The following is a 25,746-nucleotide window of genomic DNA, read 5'->3' as shown; positions in this document are numbered from 1 at the left end:
TTGATATCAAGCGTTTGGCGCATCGTGGCTCCACGGGCAATCAGATGGTCGCTGTCGGTGGTGTGGCCGGGCTTTATTTGCAGCTCACCCCATCAGGCGGCAAGACTTGGATCTTGCGGATGAACGTCGGCCAGAAGCGCCGGGATATCGGGCTTGGGGGCTATCCGTCGGTCACATTGGCACAAGCGCGTGAGAAAGCCCGCGATGCACGGGCACTGGTTGACGCAGGCGTTGACCCGATTTTGGAACGCAAGGCCGCGAGGGCCCGCCTGATCGAGGCACAACGCAAGGGGCTGCCCTTTCGGGAGGCGGTCGATAAAGCACTTGCGGCCAAGCTCGATGCTTTCCGGAACGACAAGCACCGCAACCAGTGGCGCAGCACCTTGGACACCTATGCGATGCCTGAGCTGGGGGATCTGATGGTCAGCGACATCGACACCGCAGCGGTTCTTCGCGTATTGCAGCCAATCTGGTCGACCAAGACCGAAACCGCCTCGCGTCTGCGCGGGCGGATCGAGGCGGTGCTCAGTTGGGCCACGGTTTCCGGGCACAGAAGCGGTGACAACCCCGCAAGATGGGCTGGAAATCTGAAGGAACTCTTGCCTGCCGCCAGCAAGGTCGCGCGCGAAAGCAATCAACCGGCCCTCCAATTGAGCGATGCGCCCCACTGGTTTGCCAATTTGCGGCGGCGAGAGGGTGTGGCCGCACGGGCGCTGGAGTTCCTCGCTCTCACGGCGGCACGGTCGGGCGAGATCAGGGGCGCGCAGTGGGAGGAGATCGATCTGGAGGCGGGCCTGTGGGTCATACCCGGCACCCGGATGAAGATGGAGCGCGAGCATCGGGTGCCGCTGTCGGGGCGAGCCATGTACCTTCTTCGGAACCTCCAGCGTCAGAAGGATGTCGGACATGTCTTTCCGTCGGCGCGTGGAGGCGCTTTGTCAGACATGGCTTTGTCGCAGCTGATGAAGCGTCAGCATTTCGCGGCCATCGAGGCTGGCGAACCGGGTTTCGTCGACCGGGTCTCCAAGCGCCCTGCCGTGCCGCACGGATTGCGCTCGACCTTCCGCGACTGGGTCGCCGAGCGAACGGATTACCCGGGCGAGATGGCCGAGGTCGCGTTGGCGCACAAGATTGGCAATGCGGTCGAGGCCGCCTATCGGCGGGGTGATATGGTCGAGAAACGGCGCGCGATGATGGAGGATTGGGCGAAGTTTCTGGCGGGCTTAGTGGCCAATCAAAATTCGGGTGAACGGACATGACAGACTGGAAAGCTGATTACGCTGCACGTCGCTGGGACGTCGTCGAAAACTGGTGGCGGAATTGCGACGATGCCTCGCTGTTGCAGGAGTTGCTTGAATGGCTTGAGCGCGATGTGCCACGTGTGGCGATCAGCAATGGCATGGAAGAGCGACAAGAGTTCATGCATCCGAAGGACGCCCCCGAAGAATGGAAAGGCGCGGCGGAGATACTCTTCTTAGGCGAGTTGAAAGCCGCGATTGAAGGCGACCCGACACCGGAACTGGATGAGTGGCGCGAAACATCGCAGCAGATCGCAAGTTTGATGAGAAGCCTTACAGATCAAGCGGAACCGACCAAGGGCAGTCCGGCTTTGTCGCGCAAGGCTCATGCCGAGAACGCGTTGGACTATCTCGAACGCGTCGAACTTGACGCGACCTTGATGTGCAATGAACTCGATCCCGATGGCGCCGCTCCGGATGATCGGGAATGGCTGCGTGCCGTCATCGCGCAAGCGGCGCTGGCCGGTTTTCACGCGGGTTCTCACGCAAGAGCGGCAATCGGCAAAGAAATGGAGCGCTATGCGGTCAGCGGCAAAAAGGCTTCGGACGGCTCTGCAAGAGGCGGAGCAATCATTTCCGGTCAAAACAAACAAAAGCGTGAAGAGGTATTGGCTGAAATGAACAGGCTCGAGGCAAGTGGCCACACCATCAGCGCGGCAGCGGCTATTTTGCATCGGTCCGGCCTTGGCCACTCGCCTGAAGCCAATCGAAAGACCTACTACCGTCACAGAGCACCTAAGAAATAGTTGGGACACCCCCGCCACTGTCCCAGTTTCGTCGTCTTAAATCGTCTCCAAAGGCACACCCGTGCCAGCAACTGGAGCACATCACATGTCAGACACCTACCTCACCGACACACAGCTGGCAGCGCGCTTCGGCGTGCACCGCACGACACCTTGGCGTTGGGCGCAGACTAATCCTTCCTTCCCCAAACCCGTGAACCTCAGCCCGGGATGCACGCGCTGGAGGCTCGCGGATGTCGAGGCCTGGGAAGAGCGCAGGCGCTCCGCCGACGGCCGATAAACGAACCGTACCTTCGCGGGGGCCGACACAGCCCCCGCAAGGCCGGCTCCTCTCATTTCAGTCCCAATTAAGCAGGCCCGTTCGAACCACAGTTCGGCGGTCGGGCACGGCTTGCCTGTGGAAACCAACATCAGAGGCTATCATGCAACTTCCTCTGCCGCTCGAAACTGCCGATTTACGGAAATCGCGATTCCAAGAACCGCCCGCGAGTCAATCGCCGTATGTCCGCAAATCAAGCCCCCGGCGCAAGACATCGGGGCTGCCCATTGGTACACAGGCAAGGTTCATTGCCGCAGCAGAGGTCGCGGCGGGTCGAAAGCGCCCCCTCAACACCCTGCTCACGCTGAGATGGCGCAGTCTGTTCAGCGACAATGACCTGAACGCGCTGCGCACGCTGCCGACCGCCGAACGCATCCGCCACATCGTCGAGCTTTTGCGAAAATGGCTCTGCCGTGCTGGCTCGGCCCCGATCTACATCTGGGTCCGTGAAAACGCAGACAGCGCAGGCGAACATTGGCACATCGCCTTTCACCTCGTGTCCGGGCACCGCACGGCGCTCGCCGCCTATATAGCGCGCCTGACCGGAGAGCCTAAAGCCCGCCGCAGATCCGCCAATGCAACCGAGGGAGAGTTTGCGCGCGGAGAGCTTAGCTCCTGGCACCTAGCCCGTGACACCCGCCCCGAATGTCGTGGCGCTTATCTTGCGGCATATCTTGGCAAGGGAGAGCCGTCACAGCGGCTGTTCCGCGGAAAATGGATCGACAATGACGCCAAGCCCTTTCGGGGCAAGAGCTTTGGCGGAAGCTTCGATGACGGCATCTATGACATGGCGCAAGGAGGGGTCGAGGGCACCGCCACGCGCGACGACCGCTTCTTCATCGCAAATGCCTTGAAGACGCCGAAGAGAGCGAGGCCGAAATGACCTGCCTCGGCCAAAGCCAGACGTGCCTTGCCTTGTCACGGCATGCGCGGCCTCACAGCTTCAGCGCTGTGGAGAGTGGTTCAGAACCTCCGGGTCCCCGCTGTTTATTGGTGTGATGCGACAAGGATCAGCGCCATGGGGTCTTAGAGGATGTTTAAAGATGTTAAGGTTTCTGGAGCACACGAGAATGGCAAGACCAACCAAAGAAGAAGCGGAAATCACACGCCGCGCGCTGGAGGAGCGCAGGGAATATCTGGAAAACCTGAGAAGAGAGTTGCTTCATTTCCACGCGACAGGTCTGGAAGATTGTGGCACCCTCTGCGGGGCAAAAACCCGATCTGGCGGCAGCTGTTTGCACAAGGCGATCCCGGGCAAAACCCGCTGCCGCTTTCACGGCGGTAAATCCACCGGCCCCAAGACTGCAGGGGGCAAGGCGCTGATCGCTGAGGCACAACGCAAAAGGTGGGCCCGCTGGCGGGCTCAAAAGCGATCCGCAGAGCAGTTTATCGACGAGTGATTGGGTCACACAGCCAGCACGCGCCCCGCGTCCTGCGACGGGCAACGCGACCTAGGTCGTGACCTGCGCCACCGCCACCCGTGGTCCTGCGCAAGACCAAGTTGTGTGCAAGCGCGCCGATGCTTAGGGTGATGTCAGCGAGGTCGCCTTCCAATGCCGAAGCGCGGGGATTTTCCCGGGCCGTGGGGGATGAAAAGCCCCTGACCTCGTTGCCTGAAGACAGATTGACCTGCCACTGAACTTTCATCCAACCGCGACCGGAGCCCGATTGGTGTTTACGCCAATTGGCGCAGGTTGAGCAATCGCCCGACGCGCGGAGCTTTCATCTCGCGCAAGGCTGGCTCTCCCGCCTTCGCAACGATGCGCTGCCTCGTCATGCGGTTCAACGGTATGCCGATCGCCGCGGCAGCAGATTGCGTACCTCCTGAACGACCGTTCTTGCCTCAGTCGCAAGAAGACATGCGTGCCTACGCCGATCTGTTGCGTTCTGATTTTGAGGGCTACATCGCCGACATCCAGGACTACTTCCGCTGTCTTGATGCCGAGCGCGCCCGCGCGTTTCAGGAGGCGCGCGAGGTCAGTGAAGACTATGGAAGACTAGTCGAGCTATTGGAATGAGGAAACGCATGGGCTTATCCGCCGTCGAGATCCTCGTAGTAGACGAGCGCGGGCATGTTGCGGCGCTGGTGCACGATGCGCAGGATGACTGCCGCGCCTTCCGCCACATCGAGACGCTTGTAGAAGATCACGTGACGCTGGCAGTTGACGGACCGCATCCCGGGGACGAAGAGACTCCTGTCCCGACCCCGGTCGGGATCCCCGGTGATCCGCTCGAAGGCGGTGACCAACTGGCGGTAATAGACGAGCCATTGGTCCCTCCCCCAGGTCTCGACTGTGTAGGCACGGATCTCTTCAAGGTCGGACGTGGCCCGACTGGAAAGCCGAATAGTCATGCGGGTCAGCGATCAAACGCATCCGGTTCGAAGGCTTGGGCATCGAACTCGGCGAAGTCTCCATTTTCGGCCAGGGAGGCTGCTTCCTCTAGGTCGGCCTTGAGGGAATAGAACTGCCGGGCGCCATCCTTCTCCATCAGCATCCTTACGCCGGCGCGCACGACTTCGCTCAAATTGGCGTAGGCGCCGGACTCGATCTGCGCCTGCACATATTTCTGCATCGGTTCGGTCAGGTGGACGTTTGGCATCAGAACTCTCCTATCCATGCTCAATCCTATCAGATACTGACATAAATCTTCAAGGTCATGTTCGGTCCCAACATAGGCTCGTTGCTCCACCCCGTCCTTCTGCGCCCGGATTCCCGCCGGGGAACCAGGCGAGACAGTTTTCCGTTCTGCCATTCCCGAGACCATGAGCGCTGCGACTCGCCGTGTGACGGGCTCATGCGGGCTGTTCTTCCATGACCGCTTTCGTGGCCGCATTGAAATGCCATATTTGTATTTGTTTACAGATATTTGAGTGAAAGTTAACATGAAAGAGGTCCGCAATTTTGGCCACTTTCAAGACGCCGAAGCAGCCAGAACCGACGTCAGTTCTTGGAAGCCATCAAGCTAGACAAGCGAACAATCGCACGCAACCATCAATCAAATCTCCTTGCTATCATTAATGTTGTTTCGTATCGCTGCACCATTGTAGATGGAGTCGGCATCATGAAGCAGGTGATCCACAGCGTGGCAACAGCCACGGCATTAAGCATATCCGGACTAATGGCCTCGTCAGGTCCGGCTCAGGCCTATCAGGTCGACTGTGCGATCCTCCTCTGCCTTGCGGGCGGCTGGCCTGCCTCCGCGCCCTGCGCGCATGCCAGAGCGGTCTTCATTCGGCGGATCACGCCATGGCCGATCGAGCCGCCCTTACAAATCTGGCGTTGTCCGATGGGTGTGTCGCTCAACGATCCCAGTCCGATGTCGCCTATGGAACGCCTTTATGACATCACGTTCCGCGATCCGCACGAACCGCAGGAATCGACTCCAATCCCCCTTGTCCGCGTCCAGGCGGATGAACAAGCAGACATCGACATCTCGGGCGACGCCTTTGACTTCGTTCGAAGCATTCGCGTGTATCACATCCAGTACCGCCAGCACGAAAACCGAGATGGCGACTGCAATCGCAGCGACTCGACGCGATTGGGGTCCTACGGCGTGCAGGGCGACTACCGATGGACAAGATCCACCGTGGGCCAGGTGCCAGCCGCATCCGGCCTGAGCATCCCGAATGGATGTGGCAGCTACTTTTACCGTTCCGTCTTCGTCGACTGGCGTGATCACGCCGGGAACTATGGTTCTGAAGAAGTTCGCTACTGACAAAATCTGCGCGCGGTTTTGCCGCGCGCGTCATCTCAACCCCGCACGGGAGGCTGTGCAAAACCCCTGAAAAGGAGACGACGCCAGACCGTGAAGCCTGACGCCGTGCTAGAAAACTCCGTGAACAAGAGTTTCCTAGCGCACCGCTAAAACACCTGCAACCAGCAAAGTTGTTTTGCTGGCAAGAATGTTGTTATCTCACGACATGGCGTCGGATCTCCAAGGAGACCTCGACCATGGAACCTACGACCGGCCTGATCCTGCGACGGATTACGCAGACATCTCTCTCTGTTGCAGCGCATAAGCTTGCCACCCTGACCTGCCCCTGAACTTTCATCCAGCCGCGACCGGAGCCCGGTTAGTGTTTACGCCAATTGGCGCAGGTTGAGCAATCGCCCGACGCGCGGAGCTTTCATCTCGCGCAGCGGGGCGGGCGATTGCGGCGGTCAGGGTCCGCGCGTAGTCAGCCGGGGTCTGGTAGTCCAAGGCCGAGTGCGGGCGTTCGGTGTTGTAGTCGGCAGCCCAGGCGGCGATCACGATACGGGCATGGGCCAGGTTGCGGAACATGGTCTCGTTGAGCAGCTCGTCCCGCATCCGCCCGTTGAAACTTTCCACAAATCCGTTCTGCATCGGCTTGCCCGGGGCGATGTAATGCCACTCAATGTCGCGATCGGCGGCAAAGGTTAAGATCGCGTTACTGGTCAGTTCGGTGCCGTTGTCAGAGACGATCATCCCGGGCTTTCCGCGGCGTTCGATCAGGGCGGCCAGTTCTCGCGCCACGCGCCGCCCCGAGATTGAGGTGTCCGGGATCGCCGCCAAACATTCCCGGGTCACGTCATCGACGATGTTCAGCACCCGGAATCTTCGCCCGCAATCGAACTGGTCATGGACGAAATCCAGCGACCAGCGTGCATTGGGCCGCGCCTCGACCAGGATAGGGGCCCGTGTTCCGACCGCCTTGCGCCGCGCCTTCCGCTTGCGCACCGTCAGTGTCGTCGGGAAAACGGTCCCCCGGACCGTTTTCCGATCCTCCTCCATCCTCGCGGTAGAGCCGATAGATCCGATTGATCCCCGAGGGCTCGCCCTCGCGGCGCAGCAATACGAACAAGCGCCGGTAACCGAACCGCCGGCGCTCGTTGGCCAAGTCCCGCAACCGACCGCGTAACGCCGTATCCGGCGCGCGTCGGGATCGATAGCGGATCATCGTTCGATCCGCGCCGACGATGTGACAGGCCCGCCGTTCCGAAAGGCCATGCTCGGCCCGAAGATACGCAACGGCTTCACGCTTCACGGCGGGCCCTACCACTTTTTTGCAACCAGGTCCTTCATCGCCGCCAGATCCAGCATCTGCTCGGCCAGCAGCTTCTTCAGCTTGGCGTTCTCATCCTCGAGCCCCTTCAGCCGCTTCGCCTCCGACACCGTCATGCCACCGAACTTGGCCTTCCAGTTGTAGAAGGTGCCTTCCGACATGCCGTGCTTCCGGCACAGGTCAGCGCACTTCGCGCCTGCCTCATGCTCTGCCAGGATGCCGATGATCTGTTCGTCCGTGAATCTCGTTCGCTTCATTGTCCGTCCTCAAGTTGGGCCGGACTCTAATCGCATCTGGAGGAAAAATCCCGGGGCAGGTCACTCCCAATAGCCGGGATCGTCCCTGTCAGCAAAGCTGAGCGCCTTCATGAGCCTGAGCATAGCCGGCGCATAGCCTGGAACCGTTGGCTCGCCCTCAGCATTCATGAAATGTGCTTCTACCATTTCCATTGCCTCAGGTCCAAGTTCTGGGTGAATATCGAGAAAGATGCAGCCTGGCCCGCCTTCAATCCAGACGGCATTCTCGTCAAAGCCCGCACAAAGGCTCCAGCCGATCTGCCTCGCATCCAGCCAGTCCGTGATTTCAGAAACATCCGTGTAGATGTCCCTGAAGCCACCGGCCTCGTCGACGAGCGCAAGATAATACACGTCCCGACCGAGGCGCCGAGCAATCCCGTCGATGGTTTCAAGTGCTTCGGCCATTTGGCTCTCCCTCAATGTTGCGTTACATATTGCTGGCGAGGGTAGCGTTGCGACCGCTCACACTTCTCCTGCATTCAGTAGGTATTGAACAGGTCTGGTCGGCTTTCGATAAGTTCTGCCATATGGTCGAAGCGGTGGGATCCACCCTCGAAGGCGACGATGGGCAGACGTCCCTTGATAAAATCAAGCGTTGCCTGCGCGTCCAGAATTTCATCACCCATATCGAGAACTATGGTGCCCCGGCCGTCCAAGCGAAAGCTGAGCGCGTCATAAGCCATGACGCAATCTTCCCTCAGTTCATACGGGACTCCGATGTGGTTGACCCCACGACCAACGTAAGCTTGCAGAGTGGTGCTCGGTGCGATTGCGGGGTTGATCGCAATGAACGGACGGTCAAACTCAGCGCCCAGCCAAGCGGCAAAGAAGCCGCCAAGGCTTGTTCCGACGACAAGCGCTTCAGGATGACGCTTCAACCGTGCTGCAAACGTCTCGATGACCAGCTGTGGATGGAGGGTGTAGTCGACGGTAACGCCCTCAACCGGGCCCATCCTGGAAAGGGCACGGATCTTGGCTTTGCTGGGGTCGAAGTGCGAACCCCAACCGTGGCAATAGAAAATGCTCACGCCTTCACTATTGCCCATAGCCCTTGACTGACCGTACATTCCTGCGCTCCAGTTTGCTGGACCTATCGTCTCAGAGACATGTGTCAGATTCGGACAGATCGCCGATCACCAGCCGGCACAATGGCTTGCGTGAGACTGACATAATGCAACCAGAATATCTCGAACTGCCAGAGGCCACGGATCCGACCAGCAGTTTCAGGGTGTCCGTGACGCTGCAAGGCGGCGCCAAGATATGTAAGCGGGACATTTGCCTGCCAAGCTTTCTCAAGCTCATGAGCAGTCAGCAGTATGAGATGACCTTTGACGAGCATCCCTATGAAATTACACGATTCGACGTCGATATTTCCAAACGCTCGGTCAAAATCTATGCCAGGCTAAAGCTTTAATTCTCCAGCTTCGCCTATCGGCAATCCATCGAGGTAACTTACCGTTTAGCGGTCGGCTCTTGCAGAGACCTCCATGTCGCTAACGCCCCTACATGGTGTGCGGCTCTTTCCAGCCTGCCCACAGGTTAAATCTGATCCGCTACTTGGTATTGCCAGTTCCGAGGGATCATTGCAGTCGGCGTGTGGAGGACTTTGGTTCAGAGCTGCGGACCTCTGTCCATTTCTGACGTATAGCTGAGGCATCTTTGTCTAGACGATGGAGATGGACAATGACCCACGAACAACACCTCGCCCTTGACCTGATCGCCCGGCTGGCCGACCGTTTCGGCCCGGCAAGCCGCATCGCCAAGGAATTGCCCAGCTGGCTGGAATACCTGACCGAAGTGAGCTGCCCCGAGCGGCCCCGCACCCGGCCAGGCATCCAGTGGTGGAACAAGGTACGCACCATCGCTCGCGACCTCGTGCCGAGCGCAGGGGGCGGCGAGGGCGAGATCGTGCAGCGCAACGCCTCCCTCTTTGGCGATCACTTCGGGTTGTCCCCGGTCGAGACATCCATGCTGACCTTCGTTGCCCTCTACAAGCTGTTCGACGGCTTCGAACATGTCGTCGATGGGGCGTTGGAAACCAGGGAAGTCACCGTCCCGCTGCTTTTGTCGTGGTTCTGCGCGGCTCCTGAGTCTGAAATCCGGGCCGCGATGCGCGCCTCGGGCCGACTGACGGGATCGGGGCTGGTACAGCGCAGCTGCGGCGGGCGCCACAACCGGATGCCGTTCGATTTGTCGGACCGCTTGATCCTCGCGCTGCTTGCCGACGTGCACAGCATCTCTGACCTGATCGCGCTGATGTTTCCGCCTGCGGCAGCGCCTCAGGCGGAATGGCAGGATTTCGAGGGACTGGGACGGGATGCGGACCTGATGCGTGACCTGCTCTCCCGCGCACTCGCCGAGCGCAAACCGGGCGTGCACATTCTGCTCTACGGCCCTCCCGGCACAGGCAAGACCGAATTCGCCAAGGTGCTGGCGCGCGAGGTTGGCGCGGACCTGCGCGCGGTGGGGGAAACCGATGATGACGGCGGGGAACCGTCACGTCGGGAACGGCTGGCTGAACTGTCGATGGCGTCCCGCATGCTGAGTCAACGATCGGACACCGTGCTTCTGTTCGACGAGATGGAAGACCTATTTGGGGCGGGGGGCTTCCCCTTCATCCGCGAGGCGCCGTCGAAGGTTCATTTCAACCGAGTCCTTGAGACGAACCCGATCCCGGTGATCTGGACCACGAATTCAGTCACTGCCTGTGATCCCGCTTTCCTGCGGCGGATTAGCTATTCGGCGCTGATGCGCCCACCCTCGGGCCGGGTCCGGACGCGGATCTGGCAGCGACTCGAGGACCGGCATGGCGTCGGCATCCCCGATACCGCCCTTCCGCAGATGGCGGAACGACATGATCAGGCGCCGGCCCTGGTGTCTGACGCGATGCGGGTGGCCCGGCTTTGCAATGGAGGGGATGCGGTAGTCTCGCAGGTGCTGGATGCGGCCGCTCGTTTGGCAAAGGGCGGGGCGGACAGTGCGCCGCGTCACCATGCCGAGGTGCCCTGGCAACCGGACCTGGCGCGCGCCGATGCGGATCTGGGCCGGATCGAGGCGCGGCTGGCGGCCCCGCGCGCGCCTCGGCGGATCAGTTTCTGTCTGGAAGGTCCGGCAGGGACAGGCAAAAGCGCGTGGGCGCGGCATCTGGCCCGCGTGATAGGGATGCCCGTGATCGAAAAGCGCACGTCGGACCTGATCTCGAAGTGGCTTGGCGAGAGCGAGCAGAACATTGCGCGGGCCTTTTCCGAGGCGCGCGCCGAGGGTGCCATGCTCATCTTCGACGAGGCGGACAGCTTGCTGGCCGACCGCCGCGGCGCTGAGCGCAGCTGGGAAGTGAGCCAGGTCAACGAAATGCTGACCTGGATGGAAAGCCACCCGCTGCCCTTCGTCTGCACAACCAACTTCGTCGAAAAGCTGGACCCCGCGACACATCGCCGGTTCACCTTCCGCATCCGGTTCGACTACCTTTCCGCCCGCCAACTTCCACTGGCTTGGGCCGCACATTTTCCGTGTTCGCCACCAGCAGGGTTGGAGGCGCTCGATCGACTCGCCCCCGGGGATTTCGCAAACGTCGCCCGTAGGATGCAGGCACTGGGCCATGCGGACCCACAGGCCATCCTGTGCGAGCTGATCCGTGAAGATGCGGCAAAGATGGGGGCGGCGCGGCCGATCGGCTTTGGCCGTTGACGCCATAGTCTCGCACCGCAAAGGTGGCTCTGCCTTGCTAGGAGGACGAATGCGCTACGCCCGCCAAGAAGATCTGCAAAAACTGGCACTGACAATGCAAGGTTCAGCTGAAGGGGTTTCGCTCAGCGATATCGAACGGGAATTCAGCGTATCGCGCCGCACGGCAGAACGTATGCGTGATGCCGTGCGCAACGCATACCCCCAGATAGAGGAGATATCAGGAGAGAGCGGACGAAAATACTGGCGTTTTCCGCCCGGCTCATTGGGCCGCATGGTCGAGCCGACGCTCGATGAGTTGACCGCGGGGCACCGCGCAGCCGCAATCGCACGGCGCGAGGGGGATGAGGTGACGGCAGACACGCTGGAGCGCCTGCTGACAAAGGTACAGGCCATGTTCCGCGAGGATCGCCGCCGGAAGATCGCCGCTGACCTTGAAGCGCAACTGATGGCCGATGGAGTTGCCTTTCGACCTGGACCGCGTGAAAGAATCCCCCCTGAGCTTCTCTCTGCACTTCGGGAGGCAATTCTTGCAGGGGTCATGATCTCGGCCGACCACCGCGCTCGTGGCAGCGCAAAACTCTCACGAAATACCCGGCTCGGCCCGATTGCGGTGTTGTTTGGTCAGGGGCGCCAATATCTATTGGCCTGGAGTGAATACCAAGACGATCTGCGTCTGTTTGCACTGGCTGGTTTCGAACGGATTTCTTTGGAGCCTGATGTCTATGAGCGCCCCAAAGAGTTCGATCTGCAGGAGTGGTTGTCAGAAAGCTTCGGCGTCTGGCGCGAAGAACCGCAGGACGTGGTCTGGCGCTTTCTGCCTGAGGTCGCCGATGAAGCTGCTGGATATGTGTTCCATCCGAAACAGAAGACCGAGCGTCTGGAAGACGGATCGCTGATGGTCCGTTTCCGCGCTGGAGGCCGTCAGGAAATGGAATGGTATTTGGTGAGGTGGGGCGATCAAGTTGAGGCGCAGTTCTTGGCAGCTTCTGGTGACCCAGTTTCCGATACGACCGAAAGTGACGCACCCCAAGAGTAACTTCAGCTCGAATCAACAAAGAAAGTACAGCGCTTGCTTCGTGACAGCATATCCCACCCCCTTCGAATCGACAGCCTGCCTATTGGCAACGGTCATCTCGGCCTGACCCTTTGCCCAGGCAAGAAAGGCGACAGTGTCTTTGGCGCGGGATGGGACCGAGATCTGGATGTTGATCTGGATGTGATCAAGGCCTGGGGGGCGAAAGCGGTCCTGACCTTGATCGAGGACGCTGAGTTCGATCTGCTTTCTGTCACGGGTCTTGGCGATGCGGCAAGGGCACGCGGGATGGACTGGCATCACGTCCCGATCCCCGATCTGGGTGTGCCAGCGCCGAAGGCCATGGCGCGCTGGCGCGCGTTGTCTCCCCAACTTCATCGCATCCTGGAAAATGGCGGCCGGGTGCTGGTCCATTGCCGGGGTGGACTGGGGCGTGCGGGAACGATTGCCGCCCTTCTACTGGTTGAGCGCGGACATCCAGCGGGCAAGGCCATGACCCTCGTCCGCGCCGCACGGCCCGGGGCCATCGAGACGCAAGTTCAGGAACGCCTTGTGACCGATTACGCCCGACATGACGGGCTGCCGCTGATCCGACTCCATGCGAGTCTTCTGGGTGGGGCCATCGGGGACAGTCTGGGAGCCGAGATCGAGTTCCTGTCGCTCGCTGAAATCCGCCGTCGTTTCCCGGACGGCATTTCGGAGCTGCCCCGGCACATGGGGCTACACGGCGCCATCACAGACGACACCCAGATGACGCTGTTCACGGTCGAGGGGATCCTGCGCGCGCGGGTTCGCGGCGCTCTGAAGGGTATCTGCCACCCGCCGTCCGTCATCCATCACGCGCTGTTGCGCTGGTTCAGAACTCAAGGCGGCAATCCGAAGGTTCAGACCGACGATGTGGGGATGATCAACGACCCCCGCCTTCGGATCCGCCGCGCGCCTGGCAATACCTGCCTGTCTTCCCTGGCGGCGAGCACGCATTATGGGGACGTGGCACGCAACAACAGTAAAGGTTGCGGGACCATCATGCGGGTGGCCCCCATCGGCTTGATGTTCCCGCGCGACCAGGTGCACGCCATGGCCATCGAGACATCCGCCCTGACACATGGCCACCGCACCGGCCAGCTTGCGGCGGCCGCTTGGGCGGAAATGCTTGCCGATGTCGCAGGGGGTGCTGATCTGGAGAAGACTGCAGCCCAAACGGCAGAGACCTATGCGCGACTGCCTGGGGGCGACGAGACCGCACAGGCAATTCAAGCTGCGCTTCGTGCGCCTCGGGACGGTACTGGGGAAACAGTCGAATCCTTGGGTGGTGGCTGGACCGCCCAAGAGGCCTTGTCGATCGCGCTTTATGCCTGCCTTGCCGGAGAGTCCTTCGAAGAGGCCCTCCTGATTGCAGCCACCCATGGTGGGGACAGCAATTCAACGGCGGCGATTGCTGGCAATATGCCGGGCCTAATTGATCCTGCGGCTGTCCTTCGACACCGGTGGGCGGAGATCGTCGAAGGTGCGGACATCATCTGGCAGCTGGTACGGGATTACAGGGAGCTTTCGTCTGATATAGATGCGGCAGAGGAACTCTTCGAAGTCTATCCGGGTGGGTAATCTTAGGGCCAAACATCCGAAAGCGGGCTTGTTAAGCGCGCAGAAGAGAACGGGAATAGTCGTATAAACCATTGAGTCAGAATGGCATCCCGTTAAACTATACAATTTACGCAGCGAGATCGAAACTCATGTTCTACCCTTTTCTCGTCGTCGATCCTCGCTCCGGCCTGCAGTACCGGTTGACCGATACCGGCCTCGCTGAGCTTTCCCTTTCACCCAAAGCGCCAGAATGGGTGCCGGGGCGGGCGATCCTGGAGAACCCCGATCCGGTCTGGCGGGATAGCCTCGTCAATGCGCCAGTCGAGACGATCTCGGCCGTCAGTGCGGCGCTGGAGGGTCTGGTGTTGGCCACTGTCGATCTGCGCGCCCCAGCGGCGGGGACGATGGAGGACAGTCGCGCACGGCGACATCTGGATGCGCTTATCAACCTCTGGTGCAAGTTGGGTGACAGCTTGCCCGAAGGGCTGGCCCCAGTGCGCCATGTGCTGGAGCTGCCGCATGGGCGGTTTCTTGACCCGCTGCCCGTGGTTGAGGGATCGCTCGATCCACATGCGCCAGCCGCAATGAAGGCCCTTTACGCGCGGCTTCAGCAGGAATTCGGGACTGTAGAGGCCCCCGCCAAGGGGCGCGCGGCGCGTGAAGGGTCGAGGCTGCACGCCTTGCAGGGCGGGGTGGCCGAGGCAGCAATCGAGGCCGGGCCAAAGGATGACAGCCTCGCCTTCTATGGTCTGCGCGATTTGGCGGCCTGCGCTGGTTTTGCCGCCGCCCGTGCGCGGGCCCTGATCGAAAGCGGTATTTCGGCGCGCGAGATTGCTGTGCTGGCCTCGGGTGACCCACGCCAGATCGCCCGCGCCTTCGCCGAGCAGGGCGTGCCGATTTCCGGGCTTCCCGCCAGCCTGCCCGAGCGCGACATCATTGGTGAGACAGCCCTTCAGCTGGCACTGGCCAAGCGAACACCCACACCTGCAATGGTCCTGGCCAGCCTCGCCTTGTCCCCGTTGATGCCCTGGTCCGCACAGACCGGGCGCGACCTCGCGGAAAACCTGATCGGCGGTGACTTTCGCGGCGATGTCCTGTCGCCCACCCCTGCGCACAAGGACCTCTGGACGGACATTCGCGCCTCGGCTGGCAGTCTGGCCCAACTGCATTTCCTGATCGACCGTATCTGCGAGCGCATTGCGAACGGGAACGAGGTCCGCGCCCGTCTGTCGATCCCGCCCGGCGAGGGTAGCCCGGACTGGGAAGCGATCCTGCGCGGTATCCAGATTGCTCCCCCGTTGGTTGCCGATCCAGAGCGCAACCTGGAAGGTGTCAGCCTTTGGTCTGCACAGGAAAGCCCGTGGCGGCCCTGCCGGCACCTGATCGTGACGGATTTCACCGATGGGTTGTATCCGACGCGTCCGCGCGCCAATCCCTTGTTTCTGGACAGCGAAATCATCACGATCCGCGCCAGGACGGGCCTGCACCTTCGCGGCCGGGCCGAGGGTCTGGCGCAAGGCCTGTCTCTTTTCGATCAACAGCTTCAGGCGGTTACCGACACCGTGACCTTTCTGATCCCGTGGCGCGATCTGGCTGGGGCACGGCAGCAACCCTCGGCCGGGCTTTCCCTGGTCGCGCGGGCGATATCGGGTGTCGGGGATGCGCAGGATCTGATCCTGGACCTGTCGCGATTGCCGCCCGGCGATTGGCCTGTGGCGCACCACCGCCTTCCGCCCCTACCGAAACCAGACGATCTGCCCGAGGCCCTGTCTTTCCCCGGCATCGACCTGCTTGCCCTGCGGCGCAAGGATGATGGAACCACCAAACCTCAGTCGCCCTCTCGGCTGGAAACGCTCCTCGTCAGCCCGCTGGCCTGGCTTCTGGAGGAGGTTGGCGCAGGCGACATGTCCTGGTCCGCAGAGGAACTTGATGTCATGGCCAAGGGCAACATTGCCCATGACGTGTTTGAACATGTGTTCCTCAAGGACCAGCCTGTGCCAGAAGCTGCGGCACTGACTACGGCGGTTGCCGAAGCCTATGATCGCGCTCTCACCCGCCACGCGGGGTTTCTGCGCAGCGCATCATGGGAAATGGAGCGCAGCGGCCTCGAACGCGAGATTCTTCAGGCAGCGCTGCGTTGGCGCGAACATCTGCTGGCGCTTGGCGCAAAGATCATCGGCAACGAGATCTGGCTGGCCGGTGAGGCACATGGCATCAATCTTCACGGCAAGGCCGATGCGATCCTTGAATTGCCGGACGGTGCGCTGCTTGTCGTCGATCACAAGAAAAGTGGCACATCGGGCCGCCGCAGGCGCATGGAGGCTGGGTGGGATCTGCAGGCAGGGCTTTATCGTGACATGCTCGCCCGTCCCATTCGGCGCGAGGGCGATGGGATGGACCCTCTGATCGGCCGCAAGGTGGGGATTGCCTATCACCTGATGAATGACGGCGGGCTCTTGACGTCCGGCCTTGTGCCTGCAGACGGATCGCCCGCCCGCGACATGGGCGATGCCGTCAATGATGCGGCTGTTGCCATGCTTGCTGAACGGCTGGCCCAGCTTGGCGCCGGACGGGTGGTGCTGAACACCTCGGCCGACGAGGGGTTCTTCAAGAAGGAGGCGGGGTTCACACCTTATGCGCTGACGGATGGCTCGACCCTGGTTACCGCGTTCATTCGCCAGATCGAGGAGGCATGACCATGAACGCAGCAGACTTGGACCGAGGACTGGTCATCGTGCCCGCTGGCGCGGGCGCAGGGAAAACCCATCGAATCAAGACCCAGCTTTCCGACTGGGTGAAGCGCAAGATCGTAAGGCCCGAACGGATTCTTGCCGTGACCTTTACCGAAGCCGCCGCGGGCGAATTGCGCGAACGTATCCGGGCGGGTCTTCTGGCGGACGGGCTGGTGGCCGAGGCCATGGCCGTTGAGCGCGCCTATGTCTCCACCATCCATGGTTTGGGACTGCGGCTGTTGACGGAACATGCGCTGGCGGCGGGTGCCTCGCTGCAACCGCGCCATCTTGGCGATGCTGAGCGGGACCTGCTGATCCGGCAAGCGCTGGCGCATGCCAAGGCGCTTGACCCGATCAAGGCCGAACCTGAGCGGTTCGGGTATCAACCGAACTGGCAAAAGGGCGAAACGGTCGAAGATTCCCTGCGCGGCCGCGTTCTGTCGATGATTGACCTGTTGCGGGGGCTGGGGGACAAGGGGCGTGATCCAGGCCTGATCGCCCCCGCGTTGACGCGGCTCGATACGATCTATGGCGAGTTCCTTGCGGACCCCGCCGCCGCCCGGGATGCCTTGGCAAAGGCAGTCTCCACCATGCTTGCCGCCTTTCCCGAGGGCGGTATGGCGGGCGTCACCGCAAAGGGCCCCCGCGAGACGCTGGAAAAGAACCTTGCCCTTTTTCGTCGCGTTGACCGCGATCCAACCCTGCTGGACCGGGACTGGAGCCTTTGGCAGTCCCTGCGTAGCCTCTTCACCTCGAACAGCCGCACGAAGACACCCGAGGGGTACGATGACCTTGCCCTTGCGATCATGCAGGCTGCGGAGGTGCTGCCTTCACATCCCGGTCCATTGGCCGATGCCAAGCTGCACTTTCGCTGCCTGATCGCCTGTGCGCAGGAAGTGATGGAGGCTTATGAGACGCGCAAAAAAGCACTTGGGCTGATTGACTATGCCGACATGATTGCAGGTGCAGAACGGCTACTGCGCACCGATCCAACAGTGCTCCAAGCTGTGCTGAATGAGATCGACTGCGTCATCATCGACGAATTTCAGGACACCAATCCAGTACAGTTCGCGCTACTATGGCAGTTGGGTGCGCGCGCGCCTCGGACGCTTCTAGTAGGCGATGTGAAGCAGTCGATTATGGGGTTTCAAGGGGCTGACCCGCGCCTGTCGCAAGCACTTGCGGCGGCCAACCCCACTGCGACGCAACCCCTAGATCGCAACTGGCGGTCAACACCGGCGGTGATGGACTTCGTCAATGCCATGGGCACCGGATTGTTTGGCGCGGCCTACAATCTGCTGGCCCCGACCCGCGACCCGGTGCCTGGTCCGGCGCTGGAAGTGCTGAACATCGTCAAAGGGCGCGGGGTGAAGAATTCCTCGAAGCCTCAGGAGCACATCGCCGAGCGCATCGCCCGCATCCTCACTACGGGCGAAACAATCACCGACCGGCACACCAAAGCCACAAGGGCCGTCCACCCCTCTGATATAGCGCTCTTGGTTTGCCGACACGCTACAGCCGCCCGCTATGCCGAGGAATTGCGCGCGCGCGGCGTTCCTGTCCGCATCGCCGAAGATGGCTGGGCGACGAGTCCAGTTGTTCAAGCGGCGCGAGCGGCGCTCAGTTATGCAGCTAACCCTGCCGATACGAATTCCGCATTGGTCCTGCGTACTCTCGGCCCAGATCCAATTAGCCTGCAAGCCGCCATGAGCGCGCAGATCCAGGGGCGTTTGGCGGATGATCCAGTGCTGATGCGGCTGGCGACCCTGTCGGACTGCCTTGCACGCGTGCCGATTTCCAATGCAGTGGACCTTGTGATCAATTCCTCTGGACTGCGACTTTGGGCTGACCGTCAGCCAGATGCGGCTCAGGCCCGAGCAGACCTTTTGCGGTTTGAAGCCGAAGCTATCGACTTCGAATCCGCGCATCGCGACTTAAAGGCCGCTGCTGGGTTCCATGGCGAAAGCGTCAAGGTTTTCCTGGGCTGGCTCGATGCCCGTGCGGGTGAGCGCGATTTCGACCGCCGCCCCGACCCTGCCGCTAACAGTGCTGAAGCGGTAGAGATCGTTACTTGGCACGCTTGCAAGGGTCGTGAGTGGCCGATCACCGTCGTCGCTGAATTCGACCACGGAATTGAAGAATGGCCGGGTAGCACTGCGACCCAGTTCACTGCTCTGGACAAGATTGACGATATGGAAGCCGTTCTGGCCTCGGCCGCGCTGATCCATACCCCAGGATTTGCTGCGCCCGAAACCGAGCGGCGGTTCATTGAGGATCGGCGCACAGATTTCGAGGCCAATGCGAAGAACCTGCTGTATGTCGCCCTGACTCGGGCGCGCGACCGGCTGGTGCTGGAGTGGCCGGGTTTCCTCAAGGAGCGGGACGAGGAAGCCCCGGAAGCCAAGTGCCTCTTCCATGTTTTCACGGATGCCTGCGCGCCGGAAATCGGTGGTGATAAATTGCGCATCGGCGGGATTGATTGCCCGGCCATCATCGGGCAGTTGCCCGAACACGCAGGCTTCACCGAGTATTCGGCGACTGAGATCAACGATCTCCCACGGCTCGGCGGCGCGACGCCCTTAGCGGCTGTGACATTGACACCCTGGCGGTTGAAACCATCGCAATCGACAACCGCGCTGCCCGCCCCCAAAAGCCAGGGCATCGGCTTGGGCGCACCATGGCCCCACTCGGTCAGCGACGCGGCGCGTGGGACAGCCATCCATCTTGCCCTGCGGACTTGCCTTACGCGATCTGATCTAACTGAAGCCCTGCCCAAGGCAACCGGATTGGACGACGCAACCCTGGCGCTGGTCGCAGAGCGGGCTGCGGCTCTGAAAGCTTGGCTTGCGGCTGGTGGCTACACTGAACTGCGCGCCGAGATCCCAGTGCTGGGCAACACCGCCGATGGTGCAGAGATCTCTGGCACCATCGACCTTCTCGCCGTTGGCCCGGCAGGCTGTCTTTTGATCGACCACAAATCCGGCGGCGGAGGTGAAGGGTTTGGCCCCTATTGGCCGCAACTCTCCGCCTATGCGACGCTCGTCGGCAACCTCTACCCGCAGCATCCGCTCCAAGGGGTGGCGCTTTTCTGGATCGATCACGGATTGGTGGAGCTAGCCGTGCCAGAACCCACGGTGGCGCAAAATGAGCCTGTCTGAAAGTTGGGGGATCATAGGACATGAGAGCCTGGGCCGCCCGCGTAGCCGCCGCGACCTCGGACTGGCGGCGGTTGTGCGTTTTGCCAATGATTACTCGGTGCCGGGTCTGGCCGGGCTGTCATTCCTGCGCAGCATTGTCTGGTCCCTGATCGGTATCGAGTTCGCAGCCGCACAACGCTTAGCAGGAAAGCAAGTCAATCCTTCTGCAATTGCCGAAGGGCTCGAGGCCATGGCCTGCTGGCACTGCATCAGGGACGGCGTAGGCGAAGACATGGCCTATCGCATTCGTGGCGCGCGCAAGCTGCAGCGGATCACAAGCGTCGAAGGGTTAAGACTGCGAGATCTCGCTCGTGGGCAAGGCTATGTCAGCCAGCCAATTCGTATGGGCATGGGCGCCTGCCTGCCCCGACTGGGTCTGGTTACGGCCGCAAACAGCCGCTTCAACAGCTATGAACTGAATGACCGGGGGAAAGAGTTCCTGCGTCTGACGATAGGTCGCGATGACACAAGAAAAGCAATTCCGATGCTTTGGTCTTGGCTGGGTGGAACGGCCTGGACCGCAAGGAAAGATAGCAAGGAGTTGAGCCTCATTTCCCCGATGCGCCCCCTGCCCCAACCCCTGCGCGAATACTTCTCTGGCGTGATGGAAACGGTTGGCGTGGAAGAAGACCGCGCAATGCGCGGCGCGCTTTGGCGAGCCTGCCACGATTTGCTGGCCAGTAATCCCGCGCTCGATGCCGATGCGTTAGTGGCAAGGGTCAGCGACCATATGGCCACGCGCGACCCTGCAAAGGCAATGCGGCTCAACTGGGCGCAGGACTTTTTCAGGGCCTATGCCGCCGCTTTTGCTGTCCTCGATCAGGTGCAGGCGCAACTCTCGGATACTAACGGCGGCAGAGCAAGGGTTGCCACGCTATTGGAGAACCAAAACCTTCAGAAGAGGCTGAATGAGCTTCGATCAGTGGCGAGCCAGCTCAAGACCCGCCGCGGACCTCAGTCTCCACCGCGGGAACTTGCGCCCTTTCTCACTGAGACCGTCTCGAATGCTGATGATGCCACTTTGCTGCGTGATATGGTGAGGCGCGACGATATCGTCCTGCGGCTGGAGGAGAGCACAATCAGCCTGCACCCGGACCACAAGGCCGTCAGCAGCCCCACGGAGGATACCGCGCCTGACGACGAACCAATTGAAGAGCCAATGCGTCTCTACCGCCTGCACAACCTGTGCCGGCTTGCGCGCGAAGTAATGCGTGACGCATGACGAGTCTGCTTGATCTTTTCTCCCCACCGCCTGGCTATACAGGACATTTCGGCTGGATCTGTGGATTCACCGCGGATGGCACTGTCATGCGCGAGATCGCCGATCGGTTCACCATAGGCGCCGGCAGTTTTGCCGCAACCTTTCAGCGGCCCGCACTTTTTCTAACCACCGATCCCGCATCGCCGCAGATCACCACGGACCGGGCGCCGGGCGTGCATCACATGACACTGGCACCAAGTTGGCGCAAGCGCTTCAGCGGGCGCGGTATCTTCCACGCCAAGGTGGCTCTGCTGCATTTCTCCGACACGACATCGAAGAACCATACTACACGGCGCGACATCTTTCGTCTGGTCGTCTCGACCGGCAACTGGACCAGAGAAACCTTGGAGCGAAACATTGATCTCTTCTGGTCTGTGGAGTTTCCACATTCAGATCCGGCGGCCGATCCCGCAGCCGAAAGCCAAAACCTTGCGGATATCCTGATCGCTTGTGACATGTTCACCAGCCTGCATCCCCATCTGTCACCGAACCCTTGGGCTGCAGCAACTGACAGCGATGCCATTCAGGCTCCCTATGCCGACACATTGCGCTTGTTCAACGAGCTCAAGGCTCCAGCAGGCATGAAGCCGCGCTTCTTTCATTCTCTGGATCAGCCGTTGCGCAAGCCGCTTCTCGAACGGTTTGACGGGTCACAGCGCGATCAACTCACCGTTCTTGGCTCAGGATTTTTTGCCGGCGGCGATCCTGCTCCGGCTGGGGTATCGCAGCCGCAGGGTACCGAAGCCTTTCTCCGCAGGTTCGTCAGTGACCTAACCGGGAAGGACGCAGTCCAACCCGTCAGCATCGTCTTCAACCAGCATGCCTGTCAGGGCCTTGCCGCCGCTGCCCCTGCGTTGAAAGCCAGCCAGTGGCGTTTCTTTGCCCCAAGATTCCCGGAAGGCAATGACGGTTCGCAGGGCAAACTCCACGCCAAGTTCATATACCGAGGTAAGAGGGACAGCTTCAAAGGTCTGCTCTATATCGGTTCGGGCAATCTCACCCCCGCGGGCATAGGTGCCCCCTCCAGCACCGGGGTTTGGAACTTTGAAGCTGGCACGGTAATCCCCGTGGATGTACAGGACAGGCCTGAAGCACTTCTTCCCTTCAGCGCCAAAGAGATCGACATAGCCGACGAAAAGCTCGAGAAGGGCGAGCCTTTCGAAATGGCCATTGAATTCAGCGGCCATTGCCCCCTGACTCACTTCACCCTCAGTGAAGACAGCGCCGGGTTTTGGCTGGAACCACGCCCTGTGCCTTCAGACTTCTGTGGTATCAGCCTCAGCCATTCGGGGGGCAACTGGCAGCCCCTGACCGCGCGGATCTTGCTTGATCCAGAACAGCTGCCGCCATCTTTGGTTCGGCTACGCTGGTCGTCAGACGCTAAAAATACAGCACACGTCGCGGTTCCGGTTTTGAATGAACGTGGCTTGCACGTGGTACCAGAAACTCAGCACCGCCGGCTTGAGGATGTATTGGATTCCTTAATGCAAATGGCCGCCACCGGCCGCGAGCCTGAACCTGAGACCACCGATGACCACGAGAGCAACGATGGTGAGCGCCACAGCAGCAGCGGACGAAGCGCAGCCACAGGAGACGCCCCTTATTCAACGCGGCGTCTCATGGCCTTGATTACCGCATTAGGCGAGATTCAGGCCGAAATGACTTCAGCTCAGACAAGGCTCTGGGCAAACCGTCTGATTGAACATGCGAGAACCCTTGCGCGCACCGAGGGCGTTGTCCTGCTCGCCTTGCAGGAGATGCGGCTCAATCCGTTCCGGCACTTGGGTCGCGCCGAATTTATGCCACTTGGTTTGAGCGACGAAGAAACCTGCATTCTGCGTGCCGCCCATACCGAGGCGGCGCGGCTCTGGTTTGTCGAGGGTTTTGCGGGTTTCGACGGAGTGAAGTCATGACGATCTGGACCAGTGATGGAAGGTCGGGCGCATCTCGGCAGATTACCACACTATTAAAAAGGTTCGAACGCCCGATACCGTCGCGGTCAGAGAACAGCGACGTTCGAACTTGGCTGGATGCCGGGCAACGCGCCACACTTTCCGCCCTGCAATGCCGTCTTTGCGAGAGGGGCCTTCCTGGGGCAATCATTGCCGATGAAGTCGGCATGGGCAAAACAAGGATTGCCGTCGCACTGGCATGTGCGGTTACCCGAGCTGGCGGGCGCGTTGTCGTGGCCGTGCCCCCGGGGCTGCTCCACCAGTGGCGAGATGAGTTTCGTCAGACGTTCCAGGCTGCCCGCGAAGAGCCACCCGAGATTCCGGAAATACGCTCTCTGCGGGATCTGTACTCACATGATCTTAGCCCATCCCCGAAGACAGCCCCTGTGTTGCTGCTCCCGCACGGCCTGTTGAACTTTCAGATGAAAAATGGCTGGGGCAGCCAGCGGCTACTAACACAATACCAGGACCGCATCGCCGGGCGCGTGGCGTTCTCGCACCTGATCCCCAAAGACGAACGGGAGATCATCCGTCATCATGTGGGCAGATTGGCAAAAGGTGACGCGCTGCGACCCGAAGAGCTGCAATCTCGGGGCACCGGGCGCGAGGCATTCATCAGCTTCACGCTTTCGCTACTTGGCGCCTTTGATCTGGTGATCATCGATGAAGCGCACAAAAGCAAAAATGATGCCGCCACCGCGCAAAAGAAAGGTCAGCGCAGCACCCTTGCACAGTTGCTCATGCGTCTGGTCCGACAAAACGGCACGCACAAGGCGCCGCCCCGCCGCCTTTGTCTGACCGCGACCCCGTTCGAGTTGCACGCGGACAACTGGCGGCTGATCCTTCAGCGCGCGGGGGCACCTGAGGATAAGGCCGATGCCTGTGCGCAGGCATCGGAACAATTCCTAGCAGCGGCAAAATCTGTCCGCCTTCTGCCCAGTCGGGAAAATGCGACGGCGTTCAAAAGCGCAGCGGATGAATTCTATAGACAGCTTTCGCCCTGGATGATGCGCCGTCGCAAGGCCGTTGCCGGCAATGACAGCGTGCTCGAGCGTTATATCCGCGACCATGGACCGAACTACCGAGACCGCAGTCAAAAAATCATCGCTCAGGTCACTGGCAAGGACTGGTCAGTCGCCTTGATGGCTGTCGAAGCGCTATCACTCATGCCCGCTACCGGACTTGGGGCTCAAAAGCGCCTGAGGCTCGCGCTCGCGCGCGGCTTCTCGCTGGCGACGGCGCTTGATGCGACAGAGAAGCCGGAGAAAGGCGATTGGCAAGAAGCCGAAGAACAGACATTCTCTGATACCGATCAGGGTCTGATCCGAAACCAGCAAGAGCAGCGGCGACGCGAACGGGCCGGATTTTGGCTTGGCAGACTGCAACAGGCAGCTGCCGATCCCTATGCGCACCCAACTCTTCTCGCAACTGTCAAGGCGATCGAACAGATCGCTACACACTCGGCGTCACCGGAAAAAGTTCTGGTTTTCGGCATATTCACGCAAGCGATGCGGCGCCTAACCGATCTGCTGAATGCGCGGGAGATGATCCGCCGCCTTATGATCTTTTCGCACAACCCGGAGGCCCCGTTCAAGACTTGGCACTGGCCCGGGAAAGCCATCTCCAAGGATGTACGGTTCCACGAGGCGCTTGATGCAGCCTTACAGATGGCCGATATGCGAACCCTTATGGGCAATGCCGATATTGCCACGCTGTCGAGCCTAATGGAGCGGCAATACGACAAATACCGTTCGCAGCGCGCAAGAGCCCTCGATGAGGTCAGAACCTATATAACTAACACGCTTTGGCCGCAGCTTGGTCTGGGCGGGCAGGAGGAAGAACTTATCCTAAGCCTGACACAGGCGCTGATTGAAATCATGGATGATCAGCAAAGCCGTCACGGGAGCTCGAGCTGTGCCGGCGCTTGGGACGAGTTCCGAAAGGAAAACCTACCCCGCTACGAGGAGGAAGACGAAGATGGAATGCTAAACTCGGTCCAAGATCTACCTTCGCATATCAGGCTGGCTCTGAATGATTTTGATGGTCGCAAAGGATATTTTGCCCGCCGCCTGGCCGGAGGTATGAAGTCCGCAGCAAAGCAGCACCTGCAAACGGCGTTCAACCGGCGCTCAAGTTGGCCGATGGTCCTCGTCGCACAATCCAGCGTTGGGCGTGAGGGCCTGAACCTTCACAGGTCCTGCCGCACCGTGGTGCTGTTCCAGCCGGAATGGAACCCGGGCGTTGTCGAGCAGCAGATCGGGCGGGTCGACCGGATCGGATCGCTTTGGGAAGATATGGTCGCACAGCACCAGGGCAACACGGACCCACCGAAGATTCGGATCCTGCCCGTTGAACTCCCTGGCTCCTACGATGAGCATAATTGGAAGATTCTTAACGACAGGTGGGATAGCTATCGCGCCCAGATGAACGGTGAGGTATTTGGTCCGGCAGAATTCACTGGCCAAGCATCATACGAAGTAACGGAGGCCGTCCGCGCCGCGACTCCGGACTTTTCTCCTCTGCTGTCGCATTGCCCTTAATGAGGCTCTGCCTCACTTTGTGTGGCGCAACTATCCTGAAACTGGAAAATTCAGGAGGGATAGTTGTGAGTTCGAAGA

The 25,746-nt window shown here is 60.7% G+C and carries 19 protein-coding genes and 1 pseudogene; 15 read left to right on the top strand and 5 right to left on the bottom strand.

From position 1 onward, the window contains the following. Positions 1–44: 44 nt before the first annotated feature. The 5 genes from AC4PTO_RS01960 to AC4PTO_RS01940 all read left to right on the top strand — a co-directional run bounded on the left by AC4PTO_RS01960 (position 45) and on the right by AC4PTO_RS01940 (position 4,378). Entirely contained in the window at positions 45–1,259 is a 1,215-nt protein-coding gene (locus tag AC4PTO_RS01960; RefSeq protein ID WP_492731349.1) for a tyrosine-type recombinase/integrase, read from the top strand. Next, the gene (locus AC4PTO_RS01955) at positions 1,256–2,044 is read left to right on the top strand and encodes a hypothetical protein (RefSeq protein ID WP_492731346.1); all 789 of its coding nucleotides are present in this window, start codon (positions 1,256–1,258) and stop codon (positions 2,042–2,044) included. The genes AC4PTO_RS01960 and AC4PTO_RS01955 overlap by 4 nt, the downstream gene beginning before the upstream one ends. 419 nt (positions 2,045–2,463) lie before the next feature. Continuing rightward, entirely contained in the window at positions 2,464–3,243 is a 780-nt protein-coding gene (locus AC4PTO_RS01950) for a hypothetical protein (protein ID WP_492731344.1), read from the top strand. Positions 3,244–3,430: 187 nt separating this feature from the next. Further along, on the top strand, positions 3,431–3,760 hold the full coding sequence (locus AC4PTO_RS01945; protein WP_492731342.1) for an HGGxSTG domain-containing protein: 330 nt from the start codon (positions 3,431–3,433) through the stop codon (positions 3,758–3,760). A gap of 375 nt (positions 3,761–4,135) precedes the next feature. Further along, the gene (locus tag AC4PTO_RS01940) at positions 4,136–4,378 is read left to right on the top strand and encodes a hypothetical protein (RefSeq protein ID WP_492731340.1); all 243 of its coding nucleotides are present in this window, start codon (positions 4,136–4,138) and stop codon (positions 4,376–4,378) included. 14 nt (positions 4,379–4,392) lie between these two features. Here AC4PTO_RS01940 and AC4PTO_RS01935 read toward each other — a convergent pair whose 3' ends face one another. After that, positions 4,393–4,713: a type II toxin-antitoxin system RelE/ParE family toxin gene (locus tag AC4PTO_RS01935; protein ID WP_008336095.1), complete on the bottom strand. Its 321-nt coding sequence runs from the start codon at positions 4,711–4,713 to the stop codon at positions 4,393–4,395. A 5-nt stretch (positions 4,714–4,718) separates the two neighbouring features. Next, entirely contained in the window at positions 4,719–4,961 is a 243-nt protein-coding gene (locus AC4PTO_RS01930; RefSeq protein WP_492731338.1) for a type II toxin-antitoxin system ParD family antitoxin, read from the bottom strand. 462 nt (positions 4,962–5,423) lie between these two features. On the opposite strand from AC4PTO_RS01930, the gene AC4PTO_RS01925 reads away from it, so the two are divergent. Next, positions 5,424–6,077, top strand: coding sequence for a hypothetical protein (locus AC4PTO_RS01925; protein ID WP_492731336.1), 654 nt, complete (start codon positions 5,424–5,426; stop codon positions 6,075–6,077). Between the two features lie 333 nt (positions 6,078–6,410). Here AC4PTO_RS01925 and AC4PTO_RS01920 read toward each other — a convergent pair. The 3 genes and pseudogenes from AC4PTO_RS01920 to AC4PTO_RS01910 all read right to left on the bottom strand — a co-directional run bounded on the left by AC4PTO_RS01920 (position 6,411) and on the right by AC4PTO_RS01910 (position 8,710). Next, a pseudogene (locus AC4PTO_RS01920) lies at positions 6,411–7,643 on the bottom strand (IS3 family transposase). A gap of 60 nt (positions 7,644–7,703) precedes the next feature. Next, positions 7,704–8,087, bottom strand: coding sequence for a hypothetical protein (locus AC4PTO_RS01915; RefSeq protein WP_492731335.1), 384 nt, complete (start codon positions 8,085–8,087; stop codon positions 7,704–7,706). 74 nt (positions 8,088–8,161) lie between these two features. Beyond that, positions 8,162–8,710 (bottom strand): YqiA/YcfP family alpha/beta fold hydrolase, encoded by a 549-nt coding sequence (locus AC4PTO_RS01910; protein ID WP_492731333.1) that lies wholly within the window; start codon positions 8,708–8,710, stop codon positions 8,162–8,164. A 143-nt stretch (positions 8,711–8,853) separates the two neighbouring features. On the opposite strand from AC4PTO_RS01910, the gene AC4PTO_RS01905 reads away from it, so the two are divergent. The 9 genes from AC4PTO_RS01905 to AC4PTO_RS01865 all read left to right on the top strand — a co-directional run bounded on the left by AC4PTO_RS01905 (position 8,854) and on the right by AC4PTO_RS01865 (position 25,668). Further along, the gene (locus tag AC4PTO_RS01905) at positions 8,854–9,096 is read left to right on the top strand and encodes a hypothetical protein (protein WP_492731331.1); all 243 of its coding nucleotides are present in this window, start codon (positions 8,854–8,856) and stop codon (positions 9,094–9,096) included. A gap of 269 nt (positions 9,097–9,365) precedes the next feature. After that, the gene (locus tag AC4PTO_RS01900) at positions 9,366–11,369 is read left to right on the top strand and encodes an AAA family ATPase (RefSeq protein ID WP_492731329.1); all 2,004 of its coding nucleotides are present in this window, start codon (positions 9,366–9,368) and stop codon (positions 11,367–11,369) included. Positions 11,370–11,418: 49 nt separating this feature from the next. Continuing rightward, positions 11,419–12,405, top strand: coding sequence for a helix-turn-helix transcriptional regulator (locus tag AC4PTO_RS01895; RefSeq protein ID WP_492731327.1), 987 nt, complete (start codon positions 11,419–11,421; stop codon positions 12,403–12,405). Between the two features lie 33 nt (positions 12,406–12,438). Beyond that, positions 12,439–14,007: an ADP-ribosylglycohydrolase family protein gene (locus tag AC4PTO_RS01890; RefSeq protein ID WP_492731325.1), complete on the top strand. Its 1,569-nt coding sequence runs from the start codon at positions 12,439–12,441 to the stop codon at positions 14,005–14,007. 128 nt (positions 14,008–14,135) lie between these two features. Beyond that, entirely contained in the window at positions 14,136–16,682 is a 2,547-nt protein-coding gene (locus tag AC4PTO_RS01885; protein WP_492731323.1) for a PD-(D/E)XK nuclease family protein, read from the top strand. Between the two features lie 2 nt (positions 16,683–16,684). Beyond that, the gene (locus AC4PTO_RS01880) at positions 16,685–19,876 is read left to right on the top strand and encodes a UvrD-helicase domain-containing protein (protein ID WP_492731321.1); all 3,192 of its coding nucleotides are present in this window, start codon (positions 16,685–16,687) and stop codon (positions 19,874–19,876) included. Further along, positions 19,863–21,137: a hypothetical protein gene (locus tag AC4PTO_RS01875; protein ID WP_492731320.1), complete on the top strand. Its 1,275-nt coding sequence runs from the start codon at positions 19,863–19,865 to the stop codon at positions 21,135–21,137. Before AC4PTO_RS01880 ends, AC4PTO_RS01875 begins: the two co-directional genes overlap by 14 nt. Next, complete coding sequence (locus AC4PTO_RS01870) at positions 21,134–23,089, top strand: hypothetical protein (RefSeq protein WP_492731319.1); 1,956 nt, start codon at positions 21,134–21,136, stop codon at positions 23,087–23,089. Before AC4PTO_RS01875 ends, AC4PTO_RS01870 begins: the two co-directional genes overlap by 4 nt. Continuing rightward, a complete protein-coding gene (locus AC4PTO_RS01865) occupies positions 23,086–25,668 on the top strand; it encodes a DEAD/DEAH box helicase (RefSeq protein WP_492731318.1) in 2,583 nt (860 codons plus the stop codon). The genes AC4PTO_RS01870 and AC4PTO_RS01865 overlap by 4 nt, the downstream gene beginning before the upstream one ends. The last annotated feature ends 78 nt before the right edge of the window (positions 25,669–25,746 follow it).

Source organism: Rhodobacter maritimus (genome assembly GCF_058747975.1).
The sequence above is the reverse complement of the archived record's forward strand: the minus strand, read 5'-3'. Positions and strand labels throughout refer to the sequence as shown.